The sequence below is a fragment of the Kosakonia sp. SOY2 genome (assembly GCF_027109175.1).
Lineage (GTDB): Bacteria > Pseudomonadota > Gammaproteobacteria > Enterobacterales > Enterobacteriaceae > Kosakonia.
Map to the genome: position 1 here is coordinate 301,948 of NZ_JAPVXH010000003.1, position 21,287 is coordinate 323,234.

The 21,287-nt window shown below is 55.2% G+C and carries 12 protein-coding genes; 10 read left to right on the forward strand and 2 right to left on the reverse strand.

Annotated elements, in window-relative coordinates:
- Positions 1-134 precede the first annotated feature (134 nt).
- The 5 genes from glgB to glgP all read left to right on the forward strand — a co-directional run bounded on the left by glgB (position 135) and on the right by glgP (position 9,584).
- On the forward strand, positions 135-2,321 hold the full coding sequence (glgB, locus tag O3S68_RS18290; protein ID WP_269232157.1) for a 1,4-alpha-glucan branching enzyme: 2,187 nt from the start codon (positions 135-137) through the stop codon (positions 2,319-2,321).
- Positions 2,318-4,294: a glycogen debranching protein GlgX gene (gene glgX, locus O3S68_RS18295; protein ID WP_269232158.1), complete on the forward strand. Its 1,977-nt coding sequence runs from the start codon at positions 2,318-2,320 to the stop codon at positions 4,292-4,294. Before glgB ends, glgX begins: the two co-directional genes overlap by 4 nt.
- A 14-nt stretch (positions 4,295-4,308) precedes the next feature.
- Complete coding sequence (glgC, locus tag O3S68_RS18300) at positions 4,309-5,601, forward strand: glucose-1-phosphate adenylyltransferase (protein WP_020455569.1); 1,293 nt, start codon at positions 4,309-4,311, stop codon at positions 5,599-5,601.
- 82 nt (positions 5,602-5,683) lie between these two features.
- Positions 5,684-7,117 carry a glycogen synthase GlgA gene (gene glgA, locus O3S68_RS18305; protein WP_017459547.1) on the forward strand — a complete coding sequence of 478 codons (1,434 nt, stop codon included), beginning with the start codon at positions 5,684-5,686 and terminating at the stop codon, positions 7,115-7,117.
- Positions 7,118-7,136: 19 nt separating this feature from the next.
- Positions 7,137-9,584: a glycogen phosphorylase gene (gene glgP / locus O3S68_RS18310; protein WP_020455568.1), complete on the forward strand. Its 2,448-nt coding sequence runs from the start codon at positions 7,137-7,139 to the stop codon at positions 9,582-9,584.
- 152 nt (positions 9,585-9,736) lie between these two features.
- On the opposite strand, the gene glpD is transcribed toward glgP, so the two are convergent.
- Positions 9,737-11,242: a glycerol-3-phosphate dehydrogenase gene (gene glpD / locus O3S68_RS18315; protein WP_020455567.1), complete on the reverse strand. Its 1,506-nt coding sequence runs from the start codon at positions 11,240-11,242 to the stop codon at positions 9,737-9,739.
- 189 nt (positions 11,243-11,431) lie between these two features.
- Between glpD and glpE the strand changes: the two genes are divergently transcribed.
- The 3 genes from glpE to O3S68_RS18330 are packed head-to-tail and all read left to right on the forward strand — an operon-like array spanning position 11,432 to position 13,426.
- The gene (gene glpE, locus O3S68_RS18320) at positions 11,432-11,761 is read left to right on the forward strand and encodes a thiosulfate sulfurtransferase GlpE (RefSeq protein ID WP_017459544.1); all 330 of its coding nucleotides are present in this window, start codon (positions 11,432-11,434) and stop codon (positions 11,759-11,761) included.
- Positions 11,762-11,819: 58 nt separating this feature from the next.
- Complete coding sequence (gene glpG, locus O3S68_RS18325; protein ID WP_045507806.1) at positions 11,820-12,650, forward strand: rhomboid family intramembrane serine protease GlpG; 831 nt, start codon at positions 11,820-11,822, stop codon at positions 12,648-12,650.
- A 17-nt stretch (positions 12,651-12,667) separates the two neighbouring features.
- The gene (locus O3S68_RS18330) at positions 12,668-13,426 is read left to right on the forward strand and encodes a DeoR/GlpR family transcriptional regulator (protein ID WP_017459542.1); all 759 of its coding nucleotides are present in this window, start codon (positions 12,668-12,670) and stop codon (positions 13,424-13,426) included.
- 18 nt (positions 13,427-13,444) lie between these two features.
- Here the strand turns inward: O3S68_RS18330 and malT are convergent, their stop codons facing one another.
- A complete protein-coding gene (gene malT / locus O3S68_RS18335) occupies positions 13,445-16,150 on the reverse strand; it encodes an HTH-type transcriptional regulator MalT (RefSeq protein ID WP_020455564.1) in 2,706 nt (901 codons plus the stop codon).
- Between the two features lie 605 nt (positions 16,151-16,755).
- Here malT and malP point away from each other — a divergent pair.
- Entirely contained in the window at positions 16,756-19,149 is a 2,394-nt protein-coding gene (malP, locus tag O3S68_RS18340) for a maltodextrin phosphorylase (RefSeq protein ID WP_269232159.1), read from the forward strand.
- 9 nt (positions 19,150-19,158) lie between these two features.
- Positions 19,159-21,249, forward strand: a complete 2,091-nt coding sequence (gene malQ / locus O3S68_RS18345) for a 4-alpha-glucanotransferase (protein WP_269232160.1) — start codon at positions 19,159-19,161, stop codon at positions 21,247-21,249.
- Positions 21,250-21,287: the final 38 nt, after the last annotated feature.

A 21,287-nucleotide genomic window follows, 5' to 3' on the forward strand; every position in this document is an offset into this window, starting at 1 on the left:
CGGAACATCTTGCCTGAAGATGGGACGGAGCAGAGAGGATGCACATTTGGTGCTGCGCCGTTCAGGTCAAAAAAGTGTCGCAACCGGACTTACTACGGTGGAAGGTGCGATGCCACAACAACAGGATGAGAACCATGTCCGTTCGTGTTGATAAAGACGTCATTAACGCGCTTATTGCGGGTCATTTTGCTGATCCTTTTTCGGTGCTGGGGATGCACCAGACTGAAGCGGGTCTGGAAGTACGTGCGCTGCTGCCTGATGCCACCGAAGTGTGGGTTATCGAGCCGAAAACCGGGCGCAAAGTGGGAAAACTGGAGTGCCTGGATTCCAGGGGATTCTTTAGCGGCGTGATGCAACGCCGTAAAAATCCTTTTTATTATCAGTTCGCCGTTATCTGGCACGGCCAACAAAATCTGATTGATGATCCTTACCGTTTTGGCCCGTTAATCCAGGATATGGATGCCTGGCTGCTGAGCGAAGGCACGCATATGCGGCCTTACGAAACGCTGGGAGCGCATGCCGATACGGTCGATGGCGTGGTGGGTACCCGTTTCTCCGTCTGGGCGCCGAACGCGCAGCGCGTCTCCGTGGTAGGGCAGTTTAACTACTGGGATGGCCGCCGCCACCCGATGCGCCTGCGTCGGGAAAGTGGTATCTGGGAGCTTTTCATCCCCGGTGCGCTCAATGGGCAGCTCTACAAATTCGAGATGATTGATGCGCAAGGTAAGCTGCGTATCAAAGCTGATCCTTATGCGTTTGAGGCGCAAATGCGGCCCGACAGCGCGTCGCTGATTTGCGGCTTGCCGGGCAAGAAAACGCAGAGCGAAGAGCGCAAACGCGCCAATGAATTCGATGCGCCAATCAGTATCTATGAAGTTCATCTTGGCTCCTGGCGTCGTCATACCGACAACAACTTTTGGCTCAGCTACCGCGAGCTGGCGGACCAGCTCGTGCCTTACGCGAAATGGATGGGCTTCACCCATCTTGAGTTGATGCCCGTGAATGAGCACCCGTTCGATGGCAGTTGGGGGTATCAACCTACCGGTTTGTACGCGCCAACCCGCCGCTTTGGTACGCGCGACGATTTCCTGCACTTTATTCACACCGCGCACGCGGCTGGTTTAGGGGTGATCCTCGATTGGGTGCCGGGCCATTTCCCGTCCGATGATTTTGGTCTGGCGGATTTCGACGGCACCAAACTCTACGAGCACAGCGATCCGCGTGAAGGCTATCACCAGGACTGGAACACGCTGATTTACAACTATGGTCGCCGGGAAGTGAGCAACTATCTGGTTGGTAACGCGCTGTACTGGATTGAACGCTTCGGTATTGACGCCCTGCGCGTGGATGCGGTGGCGTCGATGATCTACCGCGACTACAGCCGCAAAGAGGGGGAATGGATCCCCAATGAATACGGTGGTCGTGAGAACCTGGAAGCGATTGAGTTTTTGCGCAATACCAACCGCATTATCGGTGAACAAGCACCCGGCTCCGTCAGCATGGCGGAAGAGTCTACCGATTTCGCTGGCGTGTCGCGCCCGCCGTCGCTGGGCGGGCTGGGCTTCTGGTACAAATGGAACCTCGGCTGGATGCATGACACGCTGGATTATATGAAGCTTGATCCGGTGTACCGCAAGTACCACCACGACAAGATGACCTTCGGTATTCTCTATAACTACACCGAAAACTTTATCCTGCCGCTTTCCCATGACGAAGTGGTGCACGGCAAGAAATCCATTCTTGATCGTATGCCCGGCGATGCCTGGCAAAAGTTCGCCAATCTGCGCGCCTATTACGCCTGGATGTGGGCGTTCCCCGGTAAAAAGCTGCTGTTTATGGGCAACGAATTTGCGCAGGGGCGCGAGTGGAACCACGATGCCAGCCTCGACTGGCACCTGCTGGAGGGCGGTGATAACTGGCATCACGGCGTGCAGCGTCTGGTGCGCGATTTGAACCAGGTTTATCGCCATCACAAAGCGCTGCACGAGCTGGACTTTGACCCCTACGGGTTTGAATGGCTGGTGGTGGACGATCATGAAGCCTCGGTGTTTGCCTTTGTGCGCCGTGATAAGCAGGGCAATGAAATTATCGTGGTCAGCAACTTTACCCCTGTCCCGCGCCCCGGTTATCGCATTGGTATCAATCAGCCGGGTCGCTGGCGCGAAGAGCTGAACAGCGACTCAATGCATTACCACGGTAGCAACACCGGCAATGGCGGCGTGGTACACAGCGACGCGATCGCTAATCGCGGACGTGAACACTCTCTGCTGTTGACCATACCGCCGCTGGCGACTATCTGGCTGGTGCGGGAGGGCGAATGAGCAAGCTGACGGCCGGAAAAGCGACACCTCACGGCGCACATGTGCAAAGAGACGGCGTGAACTTTACGCTGTTTTCCGCCCATGCAGAGCGCGTGGAGCTGTGCCTGTTCGATGATGAAGGTAATGAACAGCGTGTCGACTTACCTGGCCGCACCGGCAATATCTGGCACGGTTTTCTGGCAGGGGCGAAGCCTGGCTTGCATTATGGCTACCGTGTTCACGGCCCGTGGGAGCCCGCTCGCGGGCACCGTTTTAACCCGGCCAAATTACTGCTCGACCCTTGTGCGCGGCGTGTTGAAGGCGAAACGCTCGACAACCCGCTGTTTCACGGCGGTTATGACGCGCCGGATCCCCACGATAACGCCGCGCTCGGCTTACGCAGCGTAGTGGTGCATGACAACTATGACTGGGAAGAGGATGCGCCGCCGCGCATCCCCTGGGGTAACACCGTTATTTACGAAGCACATGTCAAAGGGCTGACGTGGTTGCACCCGGCGCTGCCGCAGGAAATACGCGGCACCTACAAGGCGCTGGGCCACCCGGTGATGATCAACTGGTTTAAACAACTGGGGATCACCGCGCTGGAATTATTGCCTGTCGCGCATTTTGCCAGCGAGCCGCGCCTGCAGCGGCTGGGGCTGTCTAATTACTGGGGTTATAACCCGCTGGCGCTGTTTGCGCTGGAACCCCGCTACGCCAGTAACCCGGCGCAGGCAATTAATGAGTTTCGCGATGCGGTAAAAGCGCTGCATCGGGCGGGCATCGAAGTGATCCTCGATATTGTCCTCAACCATAGCGCCGAAAGCGATCTCGACGGACCGACTTTTTCCCTGCGCGGTATCGACAACCGAAGTTATTACTGGACTCGTGAGGATGGCGATTACCACAACTGGACCGGCTGCGGTAACACGCTGAATTTGAATAACGGCGATGTGGTGGATTACGCACATGCCTGTCTGCGGTACTGGGTCGAAACCTTTCATGTGGATGGTTTCCGCTTTGATCTGGCCTCGGTGATGGGACGCACCCCGGAATTCAGCCAGCAGGCACCGCTGTTTAACGCCATTAAAAACGACCCGCTGTTGCGCGTTCTGAAGCTGATTGCCGAGCCGTGGGATATCGGTCCCGGTGGTTATCAGGTGGGGAACTATCCGCCGCCTTTTGCCGAGTGGAACGATCATTTCCGCGATGCGACGCGCCGTTTCTGGCTCGAACAATCCCTCTCATTAGGGGAGTTCGCCGGGCGCTTTGCCGCTTCCAGCGATGTGTTCAAACGCGATGGTCGTCTGCCATCGGCCTCGGTCAATCTGATCACCGCGCATGACGGTTTTACGCTGCGGGATTGTGTCTCTTTTGACCATAAACACAACGAAGCTAATGGCGAAGACAACCGCGACGGCACCAACAGTAATCACAGTTTTAACCATGGAACAGAAGGACTCGGTGGCAGCCTTGATGTGATTGAAAGACGGCGTGCGAGCATGCACGCGCTATTAACCACGTTACTGCTTTCGCAAGGTACGCCGATGTTGCTGGCGGGCGACGAAATGGGGCATAGCCAGCACGGCAATAACAATGCTTATTGCCAGGATAACGCATTAACCTGGCTTGACTGGAGCCAGGTGGATAGCGGGCTGGTGACTTTTACCGCCGCGCTTATCCATTTGCGCCAGCGTATTCCTGCGCTCACGCGTGACGCGTGGTGGGAAGAGGGTGACGGCAACGTCGCCTGGTTAAATGACGAAGGGCAACAGCTAACGCCGCAGGCGTGGCAAAACGGGGTGCACCGCTTACAGATCCTGTTATCTGACAGCGTGTTAATCACCCTTAATGCCACCGCAGAAGTTGCAGAAATGGCTTTACCCGCAGGTGAATGGTGCGCCATTCCGCCTTTTGCCGGAGAGGACAATCCGGTCATCGTCTCTGTCTGGCACGGGCCCGCGCATGGAGTGTGCGTATTTCAGCGGTCATAAAAAAGGAGTTAGTCATGGTGAGATTAGATAAGAACGACCCAACAATGCTGGCGCGCCAGTTGCCGCTAAAATCTGTTGCCCTGATCCTGGCGGGCGGCCGGGGGACGCGTCTGAAAGATTTAACCAAAAAACGCGCCAAACCGGCGGTTCACTTCGGTGGCAAGTTCCGCATCATCGACTTCGCGCTTTCCAACTGCATTAACTCCGGCATTCGGCGAATTGGCGTCATCACGCAGTACCAGTCGCATACGCTGATTCAACATATTCAGCGCGGCTGGTCATTTTTTAATAACGAGATGAATGAGTTTGTCGATCTGCTGCCCGCTCAGCAGCGTGTGCATGGTGAAAACTGGTATCGCGGTACGGCAGATGCCGTCACGCAGAATCTCGACATCATTCGTCGTTATCGTGCGGAGTACATCGTCATCCTGGCGGGCGATCACATCTACAAGCAGGACTACTCGCGCATGCTGATTGACCATGTGGAAAAAGAGGCGCGCTGCACCGTTGCCTGCCTGCCGGTGCCCGTACATGAAGCCACCGCTTTTGGCGTAATGGCCGTTGATGAGAACGACAAAATAATCGACTTCGTAGAGAAACCCGCGTCGCCGCCCTGTATGCCAGGTGACGACAGCAAGGCGCTGGCCAGCATGGGGATCTATATTTTTGATGCGGAGTATCTGTACGACCTGCTGGAGCAGGACGATGAGAATGAAAATTCCAGCCATGATTTTGGTAAGGACATCATTCCGCAGATAGTGAAGTCTGGCATGGCGTATGCGCACCCTTTCCCGTTGTCCTGCGTGCAGTCCGATCCTGATGCTGGGCCATACTGGCGGGATGTCGGCACGCTCGAAGCCTACTGGAAAACGAACCTGGATTTAGCCTCGGTGATGCCGGAACTGGACATGTACGATCAAAATTGGCCTATCCGTACCTATAATCAATCTTTACCCCCGGCGAAATTCGTCCAGGACAGGTCGGGCAGCCACGGCATGACGTTGAACTCGCTGGTTTCCGGCGGTTGCGTTATTTCAGGATCGGTTGTTGTGCAGTCGGTGTTGTTCTACCGCGTGCGCGTCAACTCATTCTGCAATATCGACTCTTCGGTCTTGCTGCCGGAAGTGTGGGTGGGGCGTTCCTGTCGCCTCCATCGCTGCATTATCGACAGAGGCTGTGTGATACCGGAAGGCACGGTGATTGGTGAAAATGCGGAAGAAGATGCGCGTCGCTTCTACCGTTCCGAAGAAGGCATTGTGTTGGTCACACGAGAAATGTTGCGCAAATTAAAAGCTGAAAGCATCTGATTATAACCTTGCGCGGAAGGGGTCCGCGCGCTGTTTCCCCCTTTCTGGCGTCAAGGCCAACGGGTTTTGAACAGGAGCGATAATGCAGGTTTTACATGTATGTTCTGAGATGTTTCCGTTGCTGAAGACCGGGGGTCTGGCAGACGTGATTGGCGCGTTGCCTGCGGCACAAATTGCCGGTGGTGTTGATACTCGCGTTCTGTTACCTGCGTTCCCTGATATTCGTCGTGGTGTGAGCGATGCGAAAGTGGTGTCCCGGCGTGAGACGTTTGCCGGCCACATTTCGCTGTTATTCGGTCACTTCAACGGGGTGGGGATTTACATGATCGATGCGCCGCATCTGTACGATCGGCCCGGGAGTCCCTATCACGACACGAATTTGTTCGCCTATACCGACAACGTACTACGTTTTGCGTTACTTGGTTGGGTCGGCAGCGAAATGGCCAGCGGACTTGATCCATTCTGGCGCCCGGATGTGGTGCACGCGCACGACTGGCATGCAGGGTTGGCACCGGCGTACCTGGCGGCGAAGGGGCATCCGGCCAAGTCGGTGTTTACGGTGCATAACCTAGCCTATCAGGGCATGTTTTATGCACAGCATATGAATGACATCGAACTGCCATTGTCGTTCTTTAATATGCACGGGCTGGAGTTCAACGGACAGATTTCGTTTCTCAAGGCGGGGTTGTATTACGCGGACCATATTACCGCCGTCAGCCCGACGTACGCGCGTGAGATCACCGAACCGCAGTTCGCTTATGGCATGGAAGGGTTGTTGCGCCAGCGTCAACAGGAAGGTCGCCTGAGCGGCATCCTCAATGGCGTGGATGAAAAAATTTGGGATCCGGCCACCGATTTGCTGCTCGGTGCGCGCTACACGCGCGATACGCTGGAAGAAAAAGCGGAAAACAAACGCCAGTTGCAAGTGGCGATGGGGCTGAAAGTGAACGACAAAGTTCCGTTGTTTGCGGTGGTGAGCCGCCTGACCAGCCAGAAAGGGCTGGATCTGGTGCTCGAAGCCTTGCCTGGGCTGCTGGAGCAGGGTGGTCAACTGGCGCTACTCGGCGCGGGCGATCCGGTGTTGCAGGAAGGGTTCCTCGCCGCCGCCGCGGAACACTCCGGGCAGGTGGGGGTGCAGATTGGTTACCACGAAGCGTTCTCGCACCGCATTATGGGCGGGGCGGATGTGATTCTGGTGCCGAGCCGCTTTGAACCCTGCGGCCTGACGCAATTGTATGGCCTCAAGTACGGCACGCTGCCATTAGTGCGCCGCACGGGCGGGCTGGCGGATACGGTTTCCGACAGTTCGCTGGAAAACCTGGCGGATGGCGTCGCCAGCGGTTTTGTCTTTGAAGATAGTAATGCCTGGTCGCTGCTTAGGGCCATCAGGCGTGCTTTCGTGTTGTGGTCCCGTCCATCGCTTTGGCGTTTTGTGCAACGTCAGGCGATGGCGATGGATTTTAGCTGGCAGGTCGCCGCGCAGTCATACCGCGATCTTTACTTTCGGTTGAAATAGTTTTCCAGGAATCACTTATATGAATGCACCTTTTACTTATGCTTCACCTACGTTAAGTATTGAGGCGTTAAAACATTCGATTGCCTACAAACTGATGTTCACCATCGGTAAAGATCCGGCTGTCGCCAATCGCCACGAATGGCTGAACGCCACGCTGTTTGCCGTGCGCGATCGGCTGGTGGAGCGCTGGCTGCGTTCCACCCGTGCGCAGCTCTCTCAGGAAGTGCGTCAGGTTTACTACTTATCGATGGAGTTTCTGATTGGTCGTACCCTTTCTAACGCCTTGCTCTCACTCGGTATCTATGACGATGTGAAAAATGCGCTGGATGAAATGGGGTTCGATCTTGAAGAGCTGATTGATGAAGAGAACGACCCCGGCCTTGGTAACGGCGGGCTGGGTCGACTGGCGGCCTGCTTCCTGGATTCGCTGGCGACGCTGGGATTGCCCGGTCGCGGCTATGGCATTCGTTACGACTACGGGATGTTCAAGCAGAACATCGTCGACGGGCGGCAGAAAGAGTCGCCGGATTACTGGCTGGAATACGGCAACCCGTGGGAGTTTAAACGCCACAACACGCGCTACAAAGTGCGGTTTGGTGGGCGCATTCAGCAGGAAGGCAGAAAGAGCCGCTGGGTTGAAACCGAAGAGATCCTGGCGGTTGCCTACGATCAGATTATCCCCGGCTACGATACCGACGCGACTAACACGCTGCGTTTGTGGAACGCGCAGGCGAGTAGTGAAATCAACCTCGGCAAATTCAATCAGGGTGACTACTTTGCCGCCGTGGAAGATAAAAACCACTCGGAAAACGTCTCCCGCGTCCTCTACCCGGATGATTCAACCTACTCCGGTCGTGAGTTGCGTCTGCGTCAGGAGTACTTCCTGGTCTCCGCGACGGTGCAGGATATCCTCAGCCGCCACTATCAGCTGCACCAGACTTTTAGCAATCTGGCAGATAAAATCGCCATTCACCTCAACGACACCCACCCGGTGCTGTCGATTCCTGAGCTGATGCGTCTGCTCATTGACGAACATAAATTCGAATGGGATGACGCCTTTGAGGTGACCTGTCAGGTCTTCTCTTACACCAACCACACGCTGATGAGTGAGGCGCTGGAGACCTGGCCGGTAGACATGCTGGGTAAAATTTTGCCGCGCCATCTGCAAATCATCTTTGAGATTAATGATTATTTCCTCAAAACCTTGCAGGAACAGCACCCGAATAACACCGATTTGTTGAGCCGCACGTCGATTATTGACGAAGCCAGCGGACGCCGGGTGCGTATGGCCTGGCTGGCGGTGGTGGTGAGCCATAAAGTGAATGGCGTTTCCGAGCTGCATTCCAATTTAATGGTGCAGTCGCTGTTTGCCGATTTCGCAGAAATCTTCCCGATGCGTTTTCTCAACGTTACTAACGGCGTGACGCCGCGGCGCTGGCTGGCGCTGGCGAACCCGTCGCTTTCGCATGTGCTGGATGAAAATATTGGCCGCACATGGCGTACCGATCTCAGTCAGTTGAGCGAGCTGGAGCAGCATATTGATTACCCGACGGTGAACCAGGCGGTGCGCCAGGCGAAGCTGGAGAATAAAAAGCGGCTGGCGGTCGTTATCGCCCAGCAACTTAATGTGGTAGTGAACCCGAAAGCGCTGTTCGATGTGCAGATCAAACGCATTCATGAATATAAGCGCCAGCTAATGAACGTGTTGCACGTTATTGTTCGCTATAACCGCATCAAGGCCGATCCCACGGCGCAGTGGGTGCCGCGCGTCAATATCTTCGCCGGTAAGGCCGCGTCTGCTTACTACATGGCGAAACATATTATCCATCTGATCAACGATGTCGCGCAGGTGATCAACAACGATCCGCAGATTGGTGACAAACTGAAAGTGGTCTTTATCCCCAATTACAGCGTCAGTCTCGCGCAGGTTATTATTCCGGCGGCGGATCTTTCCGAGCAGATTTCACTGGCGGGCACGGAAGCATCCGGCACCAGTAATATGAAGTTTGCCCTCAACGGTGCGCTGACGATTGGCACGCTGGATGGCGCGAATGTTGAGATGCAAGAGCACGTTGGCGAAGAGAATATCTTTATCTTCGGTAACACGGCGGATGAAGTCGAAGCGCTGCGGCGCAAGGGCTATAAGCCGCGTGAATACTACGAGAAAGATGAAGAGTTACATCAGGTGCTGACGCAAATCGCCACTGGCTTATTCAGCCCGCAGGAACCCGGGCGCTACCGCGATCTCGTCGATTCCTTGATTAACTTTGGCGACCATTATCAGGTACTGGCAGATTTCCGAAGCTATATCGACTGCCAGGAAAAAGTGGATGAGCTTTATCGACACCCGGAAGAGTGGACTAATAAAGCGATGCGCAACATCGCCAATATGGGGTACTTTTCATCGGATCGCACCATTCAGGAATATGCTGATTATATCTGGCATATCAAACCGGTTCGGCTGTAATAAAAAACCTCTCCCGGTTGGGAGAGGTTTCTTCTCTCGCAATGCCGCTCTCCCGTTGGGAGAGGTTTCTTCTCTTGCGATGCCACTCTCCCGGTTGGGAGAGATTTCTTCTATTGCAATGCCATTCTCCCGCTGGGGAGAAGCGGATTCTGTTACGACGCCAGCGACAGTTCCGTTTTATGATGACGGGTTAACCATTGCGCCACGCGCGACTGCTCTTCCGCATTCAGCCACATGCCGAGTTTGGTGCGACGCCAGATCGCGTCGTCCAGGCGTCTGACCCATTCGTGTTCGACCAGGTAACGCAATTCGGCTTCATACAGTTCGTGGCCGAAATGCTCGCCTAACGCTTCCAGGCTGGTGGCATTCGCCAGTATCAGTTCGCTGTTGCTGCCGTAAGTGCGGGCATAGTGGCGCGCCAGCGATTCGCTGATAAACGGATAACGGCGGCGCAATTTGGCGGCGTAATCATCGCGGTCGCCTGCAATATCCCCGCCTGGTAACACACAGCTTTTTGTCCATGCCGGACCAATACCTTTGTAGTACGGCGTCAGTTTTTCCAGCGCATGTTCGGCCAGCTTGCGGTAAGTGGTCAACTTGCCGCCAAACACGGAGAGCAGCGGTGCTTTGCCGTTTTCGTCGTGGATATCCAGCGTGTAGTCACGCGTGATAGCCTGCGGCGAATCGGATTCGTCATCGCACAGCGGGCGTACGCCGGAGTAAGTCCACACAATATCCTCGCGGCTTAGCTGTTTCTTGAAGTGACCGTTATAGACTTTCAGCAGGTAATTGATCTCGTTTTCGTCGATCTCCACGTGCTTCGGATCGCCTTTATACTCCACGTCCGTGGTGCCGATAATCGAAAACTCATCCATCCACGGAATCACAAAGACAATACGCTTATCTTCGTTTTGCAGGATATACGCCTGTTTTTGCGCGTGTGCTCGCGGCACCACAATATGGCTGCCTTTGATCAGACGGATGCCGTAAGGGGATGGCAGATGCATACCGTCATCAAAGAACTCTTTCACCCACGGGCCGGTGGCGTTAACCAGACCGCGCGCCTGCCAGCTAAATTTTTCTCCGGTGTCGATATCTTCCGCTTCAACAATCCACATGCCGTTTTCACGGCGTGCGCTGGTGGCGCGGGTGCGGGTCATCACTTTACCGCCTTTTTGTTCCACCATCTGCGCATTGGCGAGTACCAGACGCGCATCGTCCACCCAGCAGTCAGAATATTCGAAACCGCGCACGATTTCCGGTTTCAGCACCGATTCTGCGCCAAAACGCAAACCGCGCGATGCAGGCAAACTGGTGCGTTTACCCAGATGATCGTACATAAACAGACCAATACGGATCATCCACGCCGGGCGCAGGTGCGGGCGGTGCGGCAGACGAAAACGCATCGGGAAAGCGATGTGTGGTGCCATTTTCAGCAGCACTTCGCGTTCGGCCAGCGCTTCGCTCACCAGGCGGAATTCGTAGTGTTCAAGGTAGCGCAGGCCGCCGTGAATCAATTTGGAGCTGTTGCTGGATGTCGCGCAGGCGAGATCCTGTGCTTCCAGCATCAGCACGGACAAACCACGCCCTGCGGCGTCAACCGCGATACCGGCACCATTAATGCCCCCGCCTATCACAATCAGATCTTTGGTTTCCATGCTGTCCTCATGCACTTTCGTTATAGCTCAAAAATGTTCGATATCGCTCATAATAGCAAAGGAACGCGCTTTTGGTAACATCAAAAAAACAATTTAGAGTGATATGCATAACATAATGGCGCTAACCCGCTGTCACGACGTACACTTGACGGCAGGATAGCCATTAACTGTGTCAATTAAGAGAACGTCATGGATCACTTTGAGTGTATTAACGTAGAAGAAGCCCACCAAAAATTGCACCAGCAGCAGGCCGTGCTGGTGGATATTCGCGACCCGCAGAGCTTTGCGATGGGGCATACGCCAGGCGCGTTTCATCTCACCAACGACACGCTGGGCGCGTTTATGCGTGATAACGACTTCGAAACGCCGGTGATGGTGATGTGCTATCACGGCAACAGCAGTAAAGGTGCTGCGCAATATTTATTGCAGCAGGGCTACGATCAGGTCTACAGCGTGGATGGCGGTTTCGACGCCTGGCATCGCCACTTTCCGTCTGAAGTGATGCACGGCGCGCTGTAGGCATTGCGCTCGTCTTCGGTATACTGTCTTTTTTTGTAGGGACTAAACGACGCCTGCCATGTTGATGATTACCTCTTTTTCCAACCCTCGCGTCGCCCAGGCGTTTGTTGATTATATGCAGACCCAGGGTGTGATCCTCACCCTTCAACACCATCAGCAAAGCGATGTCTGGCTGGCAGATGAAAGCCAGGCGGAGCGCGTGCGCAGCGAACTGGCGCGTTTTATGGAAAACCCCGGTGACCCGCGTTATCTGGCGGCGAGCTGGCAATCCGGGCAAATCGATAGCGGCTTGCACTATCGCCGCTTTCCGCTGCGGGCGGCGCTGCGTGAGCGCGGCGGGCCATTAACGTTGCTGATGTCGGCGCTGTGCGTCGTGGTGTTTGTGATGATGAGCATCATCGGCGATCAAACGGTGATGATGTGGCTTGCCTGGCCGTGGGACGCAAGCGTGCAGTTTGAAGTCTGGCGCTACTTTACCCATGCGGTAATGCACTTTTCGCTGGTGCATATCATCTTCAACCTTTTCTGGTGGTGGTATCTTGGCGGCGTGGTTGAAAAACGTCTGGGCACCGGAAAACTGGTGGTCATCACCCTCATTAGCGCTTTATTGAGCGGTTTTGTGCAGCACCAGCTTACTGGTCCGTGGTTTGGCGGCTTATCCGGCGTGGTTTATGCGCTGATTGGCTATGTCTGGCTGCGCGGTTTACGTGACCCGGAATCGCAGATTGCGTTACCTAACGGATTGTTTATCTTCACCGTTGTGCTGATGGTGGCGGAGTGGTTTGGTTTGACCGGTTTCGCGATTGCTAACGGCGCGCACACGGCGGGGATGGTGATTGGGCTGGCGATGGCGCTGGTCGACACGAAAAATGTGCGAAAACGAACATAATTATCCAGGGACAATTCATGAAACAAACACAGCGTCATGACGCAATTATTGAACTGGTTAAACAGCAGGGATACGTCAGTACCGAAGAGTTAGTCGAGCAATTTTCCGTTAGTCCACAAACGATTCGCCGCGATCTGAACGATCTGGCGGATCAAAATAAAATTTTGCGTCATCACGGCGGCGCGGCGCTGCCATCGAGCTCGGAAAACACCTCCTGGCACGATCGCAAAGCGACACAAACGGCGGAAAAAGAGCGTATCGCCCGCAAAGTGGCGGAACAGATTCCCAACGGCGCCACGCTGTTTATTGATATCGGCACCACGCCGGAAGCGGTCGCCCATGCGCTGCTCAACCACAGCGATTTACGCATCGTCACCAACAATCTGAACGTCGCCAATACATTAATGAAAAAAGACGATTTCCGGGTGATTCTGGCGGGCGGTGAGTTACGCAGCCGGGACGGCGGGATTGTGGGCGAGGCGACGCTCGATTTTATCTCTCAATTCCGCCTCGATTTCGGCATCCTCGGCATTAGCGGCATTGATGCCGATGGCTCATTGCTGGAGTTTGATTACCATGAAGTGCGCACCAAACGGGCGATTATTGAAAACTCGCGGCATGTGATGCTGGTGGTGGATCACTCGAAGTTTGGCCGCAACGCGATGGTCAATATGGGCAGTATTAGCATGGTGGACGCGGTTTACACCGATACCATGCCACCCGCCAGCGTGGTGCAGGTGATTACCAGCAACAATGTGCAACTGGAGCTGTGCTAAACCGCCTTGCGGCGGTTTTTACACCCCGTAGCCCATGATCTTCAGCAACTGCTGCGCATGCTGAACCGCATCCTGGCGATGGGCGACGCCGAGTTTCTGATAGAGGTTGCGGATATGGGTTTTAATGGTCGTCGCCGCGACAGCCAGTTCGCCCGCAATCTGTTCATTACTGTAGCCAGAATAAATCAGCCCCAGCACCTGCCATTCGCGCTGGGTCAGCGGGCTGGTGCGGATCAGTTCCGGTACTTCCGGGTGAGTTAGCAGCCGTTCGACAAAGTTCTCGTCAAAATGCGCGAACTTATGTCGATGATGCTGATTAATGTCGCGCAGAATGCGCTGGGCGCGGTGCTGATCCAGCTCCGGCAGCGTGTTGAGCTGAATTAACTGACGCAACTGCTGCGCCATCGCTTCACCTTCAATCACGAAGTGGCTGATAAATCCGGTGCGGTTAGCCAGTTGTAAGGCCTCCAGCAACACCCGCTGCGCGTCATTTTTACGTCCCGCCTGCCAGTAAAGCTGGTTCAACAGCAACAGGTTACGGTTGATATCACTCATCAGACGCAGGCTGCGCGCGTTTTCGTTTAGCTCTTCAAGCACCATCTCAGCCGGGTCGAAATCACCAAGCAGGATCTGCGCGCGGGCAATATTACGCCACTGGCTTTGCAGGAAGTGGTTATTGGCAAATTCTGGTTTAGGCGTCTGGCGCAGCCATTGAGCCGCCGCTTTTTTATCGCCGGTCATTTGCCAGTAGATCACCCGCACTTTGTCGGCGTTCGACACCCAGTCGCTATGGTACTGACCATTGCCGAGCAAGTTTTCCAGCCGGTGCAGGTGACTACGGGCATTATCGAGATCGCCACGCGCCAGCGAGTTTTGCACCAGCAACGCCAGACACTGCAACTGCTGCTGCGGTTGCAGGGCGGAAAGCACCTCCATACCCTGGCGTGCCGCCGCTTCGGACTCGTCCAGCCGCGCCCACGCCCACAACAGTTGCGCGCGGATGCGCAGTAAAAATTCATGCATCGGCAGTTGTTCAAGATGCTGCTCACGGATAAGCGTGAAAGCCTTCTCTTGCATCTCCCAGGCCGCTTGCAGGAAGCCCTGGGCGAACAGAATTTCGCTTTGCTGAATAAGGCTCCACAACGCGTAGTGCCAGACATCGTGGCGACGCGCCATCTGCTCGGTTTGCTGCATAACCGACAGCGAATTAGTTAACTCGCCTTTGCAGTGCAACACTTCGCCGTGAACCGAGGTGGCCACAATGCGGCTGTAGTAATTTGCCAGCGGCAACTCTTCGAGCGCCACCATCGCCAGCCGTTCGGCTTCCACCGGATCACCATCGTTGATGGCGACCTGCGCGCGCAACGCGTTGAAATCGCCATGCAGCGAGGCGTCCATTTGCGTGGTCATCTCCTGTTCGGCGCGCGCCAGCAGGGTGTTCACTTCGCTGTAGCGGTGCTGGCTTTGCATCAGCCAGGCTTGTAACAGCACCAGGCGAGGGTTTTCCAGCAGGCTTTCCCACGGCAGCGCTTTCAGCGACTCTTCCAGCACACTCAGCTCGCTGTGGTTGAATAGCCCCCAGGCGTGATGCAGCAGAATATCGCGCAGCATAATGCCATCGCCCGCCGCTAGCGCATGGTGAATAGCTTCGCTCGGGAAGCCTTGCGCCATCCAGCTTTCCGCCGCCGCGCGGTGAATATCCGGTAACTCTGTCGCCAGTTCCCACTGGCAGCGCTGGCGCAGGAAGTTGCCAAACAGCGGATGGTAGCTAAACCATTCGCCGGAATCGTCCATCCGTTGCAGGAACAGGCCCTGGCGCTCAATCTCTTCCAGCCGCATCTGCCCGTTCTCTTCGCCGGTCACGCGCACAATCAGCGCATCGTTCATCGAACGCAGCAGCGCGCTTTTCAGCAGGAAATGACGGGTATCAACATCGACATTATCCAGCACTTCATCAACCAGATAATCCGAAAGATGGCTGGCGTTAATGCCCGCCAGACGGCGCGCAGACTGGTGCGGTGCGCTGTGATTTTGCCGGGCAGAAAGCGCGATAAGCTGGAGCGCCGTTGCCCAACCGGCCACGTCGTCGCACAGGCGGCTGCTCTCTGCCGCTTCAATAGGTGAGGTCAGGCGACAGTCAAAGAACTGTTTGGCTTCCTGGTGGGTAAAGGCAAGCTGGTGGCTGCCAATTTCCAGCAACTGCTCGCGCACACGAAGATTCGCGATGCCTAACTGCGGCAAGTTGCGCGACAGCACAATCAGCGTCAGGTTTTCTGGCTGATGGCGTAAGAAAAAGCGCATCGCATCGTGAATGACCGGGTTGGTGACGAGATGGTAATCATCAATCACCAGATACAACGGGCGCTGCCATTCGGTCAGCTCAATAAACAGCTGTGAAAAGAGTGACGGCAGACTGGCGTACTGGCGCTTTTGCGCCATCACTTCACTGCTGACGCAGTGCCCGCCCGTCGCCTGCTGGACGGCGGCGATAAAATAACTGGCAAAGCGTTCTTGCTGGTTGTCTCCTTCATCCAGCGAATACCAGCCAACGTCGTTCTTACCTGCCGCCCACTGCGAAATGAGCGTGGTTTTGCCGTAACCCGCAGGGCTGGTTACCAGCGCAAGCCGATAATTGTTGGCGCCGGAAAGTTTAGCCAGCAGCCGTTCCCGCACCACCGTGTGGTCGAGACGAACCGGGCGACTTAATTTGGACGGAATCAACATAGTTATCACTTCACTGTGCGAAAAACGGAGGGGACGATTTTTTTTGCGCTTCGTAATTAATAGTAATAAGGTCGGCCAGATGAAGAAATATTGCAAGTTATGTCCGAATCTGGCGATTGTGAATTTGCACCATGTCACATTTCTATTTATGTCGTGAATAAAGAAAGCACAATAATGGCAAAAGAGGGGGAGCCAGGACTGGCGGGCGATGCAGACCGGGTTATTAAATACTATTGGCAACTATAAGGTCTTTATTAGAAATATTAAGACATTGGCTGACATAAACGCACAAATAGCAAAAAACGAACAATTCCGCTCAGCGAAATATTATTTCGCTAAATTTTCACCGGTCAGCAATAGTTATTCTCTCCGAAACGACATTTCATTTTTCCTGCCCGCATGCGGAATTTCTCATCTTCTGTTGCTGCTTTTTTGATTGAGTAATGTTCAAAAAAGACGCTACCTTTAGGTGGCGGCGATCACACTTTTCGCTCATCCCCGCTACTCCTCCCCGGCTAATCCCTGGCAGGATGAGGAAGTCACCTGTTGAGCCAGGCACACTAGCGCAAACGTCGATTTACTTCATTACAGGACCCGGATTCTTTATGTCAAAGCCAACGTTTAATAAAGCGGAATTTGAAACGGCTCTTACGCGCCAGTGGCAGCGTTTTGGGGTTCAGGCCGCGAGCGACATGACAACCCGTCAGTGGTGGCAAGCGGTCAGCGGTGCGCTGGCGGAATTGCTGGCGGCGCAGCCCGCACCGAAAACGGCGAAAAATCAGCGCCACGTCAACTATATCTCCATGGAGTTTTTGATTGGTCGCCTGACCGGCAACAACTTGTTGAATCTGGGCTGGTATCAGGACGTTGGCGAGGTGCTGCAACACCACAACATCAACCTCACCGACCTGCTGGAAGAGGAGATCGATCCAGCGCTCGGCAACGGTGGTTTAGGGCGCCTGGCGGCCTGTTTCCTCGATTCGATGGCCACCGTTGGTCAGTCGGCCACTGGTTACGGTCTGAACTATCAATACGGCTTGTTCCGCCAGTCTTTTGTTGACGGGCAACAACACGAAGCGCCGGACGACTGGCATCGCCGTAGCTATCCGTGGTTTAGCCATAACGAGCAATTAGATGTGCAGGTGGGCATTGGCGGGAAAGTCAGCAAAGAAGGCCACTGGCAACCGGCTTTCACGATTGCAGGCGAAGCCTGGGATCTGCCGGTTATCGGTTATCGCAATGGTGTCACTCAGCCGCTGCGTCTGTGGCAGGCGACCCACGCGCATCCGTTTAATCTCACTAAATTTAACGATGGTGATTTCCTGCGTGCCGAACAAACGGGTATTGATGCGGAAAAACTTACCAAAGTGCTCTACCCGAATGACAACCATCAGGCAGGCAAAAAGCTGCGTCTGATGCAGCAATATTTCCAGTGCGCCTGCTCGGTGGCCGATATTTTGCGCCGCCATCACCTGGCCGGACGCAAGCTGGCGCAACTGCCGGACTATGAAGTCATTCAACTCAACGATACGCACCCGACCATCGCCATACCGGAGCTGCTGCGTGTGCTGATCGATGAACATCAGCTGGGCTGGGATGATGCGTGGGCGATCACCAGCCGCACTTTCGCCTATACCAACCATACGTTGATGCCAGAAGCGCTGGAGCGCTGGGACGAAACGCTGGTGAAAGCGCTGCTGCCGCGCCATATGCAAATCATCAAGCAGATCAACGACAAATTTAAAGTGCTGGTCGAGAAAACCTGGCCGGGCGACAAAGCGGTGTGGGAAAAACTTGCGGTAGTGCATCACAAGCAAGTCCGCATGGCGAACCTGTGCGTGGTTGGCGGTTTCGCGGTCAACGGCGTTGCGGCGCTGCACTCGGATCTGGTGGTAAAAGATCTGTTCCCGGAATACCACCAGTTGTGGCCGGGCAAATTCCATAACGTCACCAATGGCATCACTCCGCGCCGCTGGATTAAACAGTGCAACCCGCAGCTGGCTGCGTTGCTTGATAAGACGCTGAAAAAAGAGTGGGCCAACGATCTCGACCAGTTGATTAACCTGGAGAAATACGCCGACGACGCGGCGTTCCGTAAACAGTACCGCGAGATAAAACAGCACAACAAACAACAACTGGCGGCGTTTGTGAAAGCGCGTACCGGCATCGAAATCAATCCGCACGCGCTGTTTGATATCCAAATCAAGCGCTTGCATGAGTACAAACGCCAGCATCTTGGTTTGCTGCATATTATCGCGCTGTATAAAGAGATCCGCGAAAACCCGCAAGCTGACCGTGTACCGCGCGTGTTCCTGTTTGGTGCGAAGGCCGCGCCGGGTTACTACCTGGCGAAAAACATTATCTATGCCATTAATAAAGTGGCGGAAGTGATTAATAACGATGCCAGCATTGGCGACAAGCTGAAGGTCGTTTTCTTGCCGGATTATTGTGTATCGGCGGCGGAAAAATTGATTCCGGCGGCGGATGTTTCCGAGCAGATCTCCACGGCCGGTAAAGAAGCCTCCGGCACCGGCAACATGAAGCTGGCACTGAATGGCGCGTTAACCGTCGGTACGCTGGACGGTGCCAACGTCGAGATTGCCGAACAGGTGGGCGAGGAGAATATCTTTATCTTCGGTAACACCGTTGAGCAGGTGAAAGCGCTGAAAGCGAAAGGTTACGACCCGCTGAAGTGGCGCAAAAAAGACAAGCAACTTGATGCGGTACTGAAAGAGCTGGAAAGCGGTAAATACAGCGATGGCGATAAACATGCCTTCGACCAGATGCTGCACAGTCTCGGCAAGCAGGGCGGCGACCCGTATCTGGTGCTGGCGGATTTCGCCGATTACGTAGCCGCGCAAAAACGTGTCGATGTGCTCTACCGTGACCAGGAAGCCTGGACGCGTGCCGCAATCCTGAACACCGCGCGCTGCGGTATGTTCAGCTCCGACCGTTCGATCCGCGATTATCAAACCCGTATCTGGCAGGCGAAACGCTAAGGAAGGGTGATGGAGAGTAAACGTCTGGAACAGGCCGCGCTGGCGGCGGGGATCAGCCCGAACTACATCAATGCGCACGGTAAACCGCAATCCATTACCGTGAAAACCAAGCAGCGTTTGCTGGATGCGATGCATCCGGCGCCTGCGGTGGCAACCAGTGCGCCGCCGGTGCCCGTGGTACAGGTGTTTATCCATGGCAAGAAAAAGGTGCTGCCGGTTGTTGGTAAAGGTGATTTCCAGTGGCAACTCACCACGGAAACGGGCAAGCAGTACCAGGGCGAGGTGCGCGGTGGGGCGAATTTGCCGCTGCCCGCTGGCCTGGCGCTGGGTTATCACACGCTGAGCGTGACGCAGAAAAATCAACACTGGCAGTGCCGGGTGATCATCGCGCCAGCGCGGTGTTATGAACCTCAGGCGCTGCTCGACGGTAAGAAACTGTGGGGTGCCTGCGTGCAGCTTTACACCCTGCGTTCTGAGAGTAACTGGGGGATTGGTGATTTCGGCGATCTGAAAAAGATGCTCGGCGAGGTGGCCAGCCGTGGCGGTGCGTTTATCGGGCTTAACCCGATTCATGCGCTCTATCCGGCGAACCCGGAAAGCGCCAGCCCGTACAGCCCATCATCGCGCCGCTGGTTGAATGTTATCTATATCGATGTCAATGCGGTGGCGGATTTCCGCGACAGCGAAGAGGCGCAGGCGTGGTGGAATTTACCCACCACGCGCGAAACGCTACAGGCCGCCCGCGATGCACAATGGGTGGATTACGCCACCGTCACTGCGCTGAAACTGGAGGCATTGCGCATGGCGTGGCAGCGCTTTCGCCAGCGTGCGCAGAGCGATGAACAGGCTGTGGCGTTCCAGCGTTTTGTGCAGCAGGAAGGCGAGAGCCTTTACTGGCAGGCGGCGTTCGATGCGATTCATGCTAATCAGGTGAAAGAAGATGTGCTGCGCTGGGGCTGGCCGGTGTGGCCGGAAGGGTATCAGAATACGAACAGCCCGCAGGTGAAAGCGTTCTGCAAAGAGCATGAAGATGAGGTCAATTTCTACCTCTGGCTGCAATGGCTGGCTTACACCCAGTTCGCCGAATGCTGGCAAACCAGCCAGGGTTACGCGATGCCGATTGGTTTGTACCGCGACCTGGCCGTGGGTGTGGCGGAAGGTGGCGCAGAAACCTGGTGCGATCGCGAGTTGTATTGCCTGAAAGCATCCGTTGGCGCGCCGCCGGATATTCTCGGCCCGTTGGGGCAAAACTGGGGCTTGCCGCCGATGGATCCGCATGTGATCCACGCCCGCGCTTATGCGCCATTTATCGATCTGCTGCGTGCCAATATGAAAAACTGCGGTGCGCTGCGGATTGATCATGTGATGTCGATGCTGCGTCTGTGGTGGATCCCGTATGGTGAAACGGCGGATCACGGCGCGTATGTGCAGTACCCGGTCGATGACCTGCTCGCCATTCTCGCGCTGGAAAGCCAGCGTCATCAGTGCATGGTGATTGGTGAAGATCTGGGAACCGTACCGGTGGAGATCGTCGGTAAACTGCGTAGCAGCAGTGTGTACTCTTACAAAGTGCTCTACTTCGAAAACGATCATGAAAAAACGTTCCGCGCGCCGCAGGCGTACCCGCAACAGTCAATGGCGGTGGCGACAACGCACGATCTTCCAACCCTGCGTGGCTACTGGGAAAGCGGCGATTTGACGCTCGGTAAAACGCTGGGGCTCTATCCGGATGAAGTGGTTTTGCGCGGGTTGTACCAGGATCGCGAACTGGCGAAACAGGGGCTGCTTGATGCGCTTCATCAGTACGGTTGTTTGCCACAGCGTGCCGGACATAAAGCGTCGCGTATGCCAATGACGTCGGTACTCAACCGTGGGATGCAGCGTTATATCGCCGACAGCAACAGTGCGCTGTTGGGGCTGCAACCGGAAGACTGGCTGGATATGGCCGGGCCGGTGAATATTCCGGGCACCAGTTATCAGTATAAAAACTGGCGGCGGAAGCTGGCGGTGTCGCTGGAGGCGATGTTTGCCGATGAAAAGGTCAATAAGTTATTAAAAGACCTCGATCGACGCCGTAAAGCGGCGGCAAAGCGGAAATAAAAAAGGCCCGGTTATCCGGGCCTTTTTACGTGCAGCGA

Coding starts and splice junctions, on each gene's coding strand:
- glgB (WP_269232157.1), top strand. CDS start 135: ATGTCCGTTCGTGTTGATAAAGACGTCATTAACGCGCTTATTGCGGGT.
- glgX (WP_269232158.1), top strand. CDS start 2,318: ATGAGCAAGCTGACGGCCGGAAAAGCGACACCTCACGGCGCACATGTG.
- glgC (WP_020455569.1), top strand. CDS start 4,309: ATGGTGAGATTAGATAAGAACGACCCAACAATGCTGGCGCGCCAGTTG.
- glgA (WP_017459547.1), top strand. CDS start 5,684: ATGCAGGTTTTACATGTATGTTCTGAGATGTTTCCGTTGCTGAAGACC.
- glgP (WP_020455568.1), top strand. CDS start 7,137: ATGAATGCACCTTTTACTTATGCTTCACCTACGTTAAGTATTGAGGCG.
- glpD (WP_020455567.1), bottom strand. CDS start 11,242: ATGGAAACCAAAGATCTGATTGTGATAGGCGGGGGCATTAATGGTGCC.
- glpE (WP_017459544.1), top strand. CDS start 11,432: ATGGATCACTTTGAGTGTATTAACGTAGAAGAAGCCCACCAAAAATTG.
- glpG (WP_045507806.1), top strand. CDS start 11,820: ATGTTGATGATTACCTCTTTTTCCAACCCTCGCGTCGCCCAGGCGTTT.
- O3S68_RS18330 (WP_017459542.1), top strand. CDS start 12,668: ATGAAACAAACACAGCGTCATGACGCAATTATTGAACTGGTTAAACAG.
- malT (WP_020455564.1), bottom strand. CDS start 16,150: ATGTTGATTCCGTCCAAATTAAGTCGCCCGGTTCGTCTCGACCACACG.
- malP (WP_269232159.1), top strand. CDS start 16,756: ATGTCAAAGCCAACGTTTAATAAAGCGGAATTTGAAACGGCTCTTACG.
- malQ (WP_269232160.1), top strand. CDS start 19,159: ATGGAGAGTAAACGTCTGGAACAGGCCGCGCTGGCGGCGGGGATCAGC.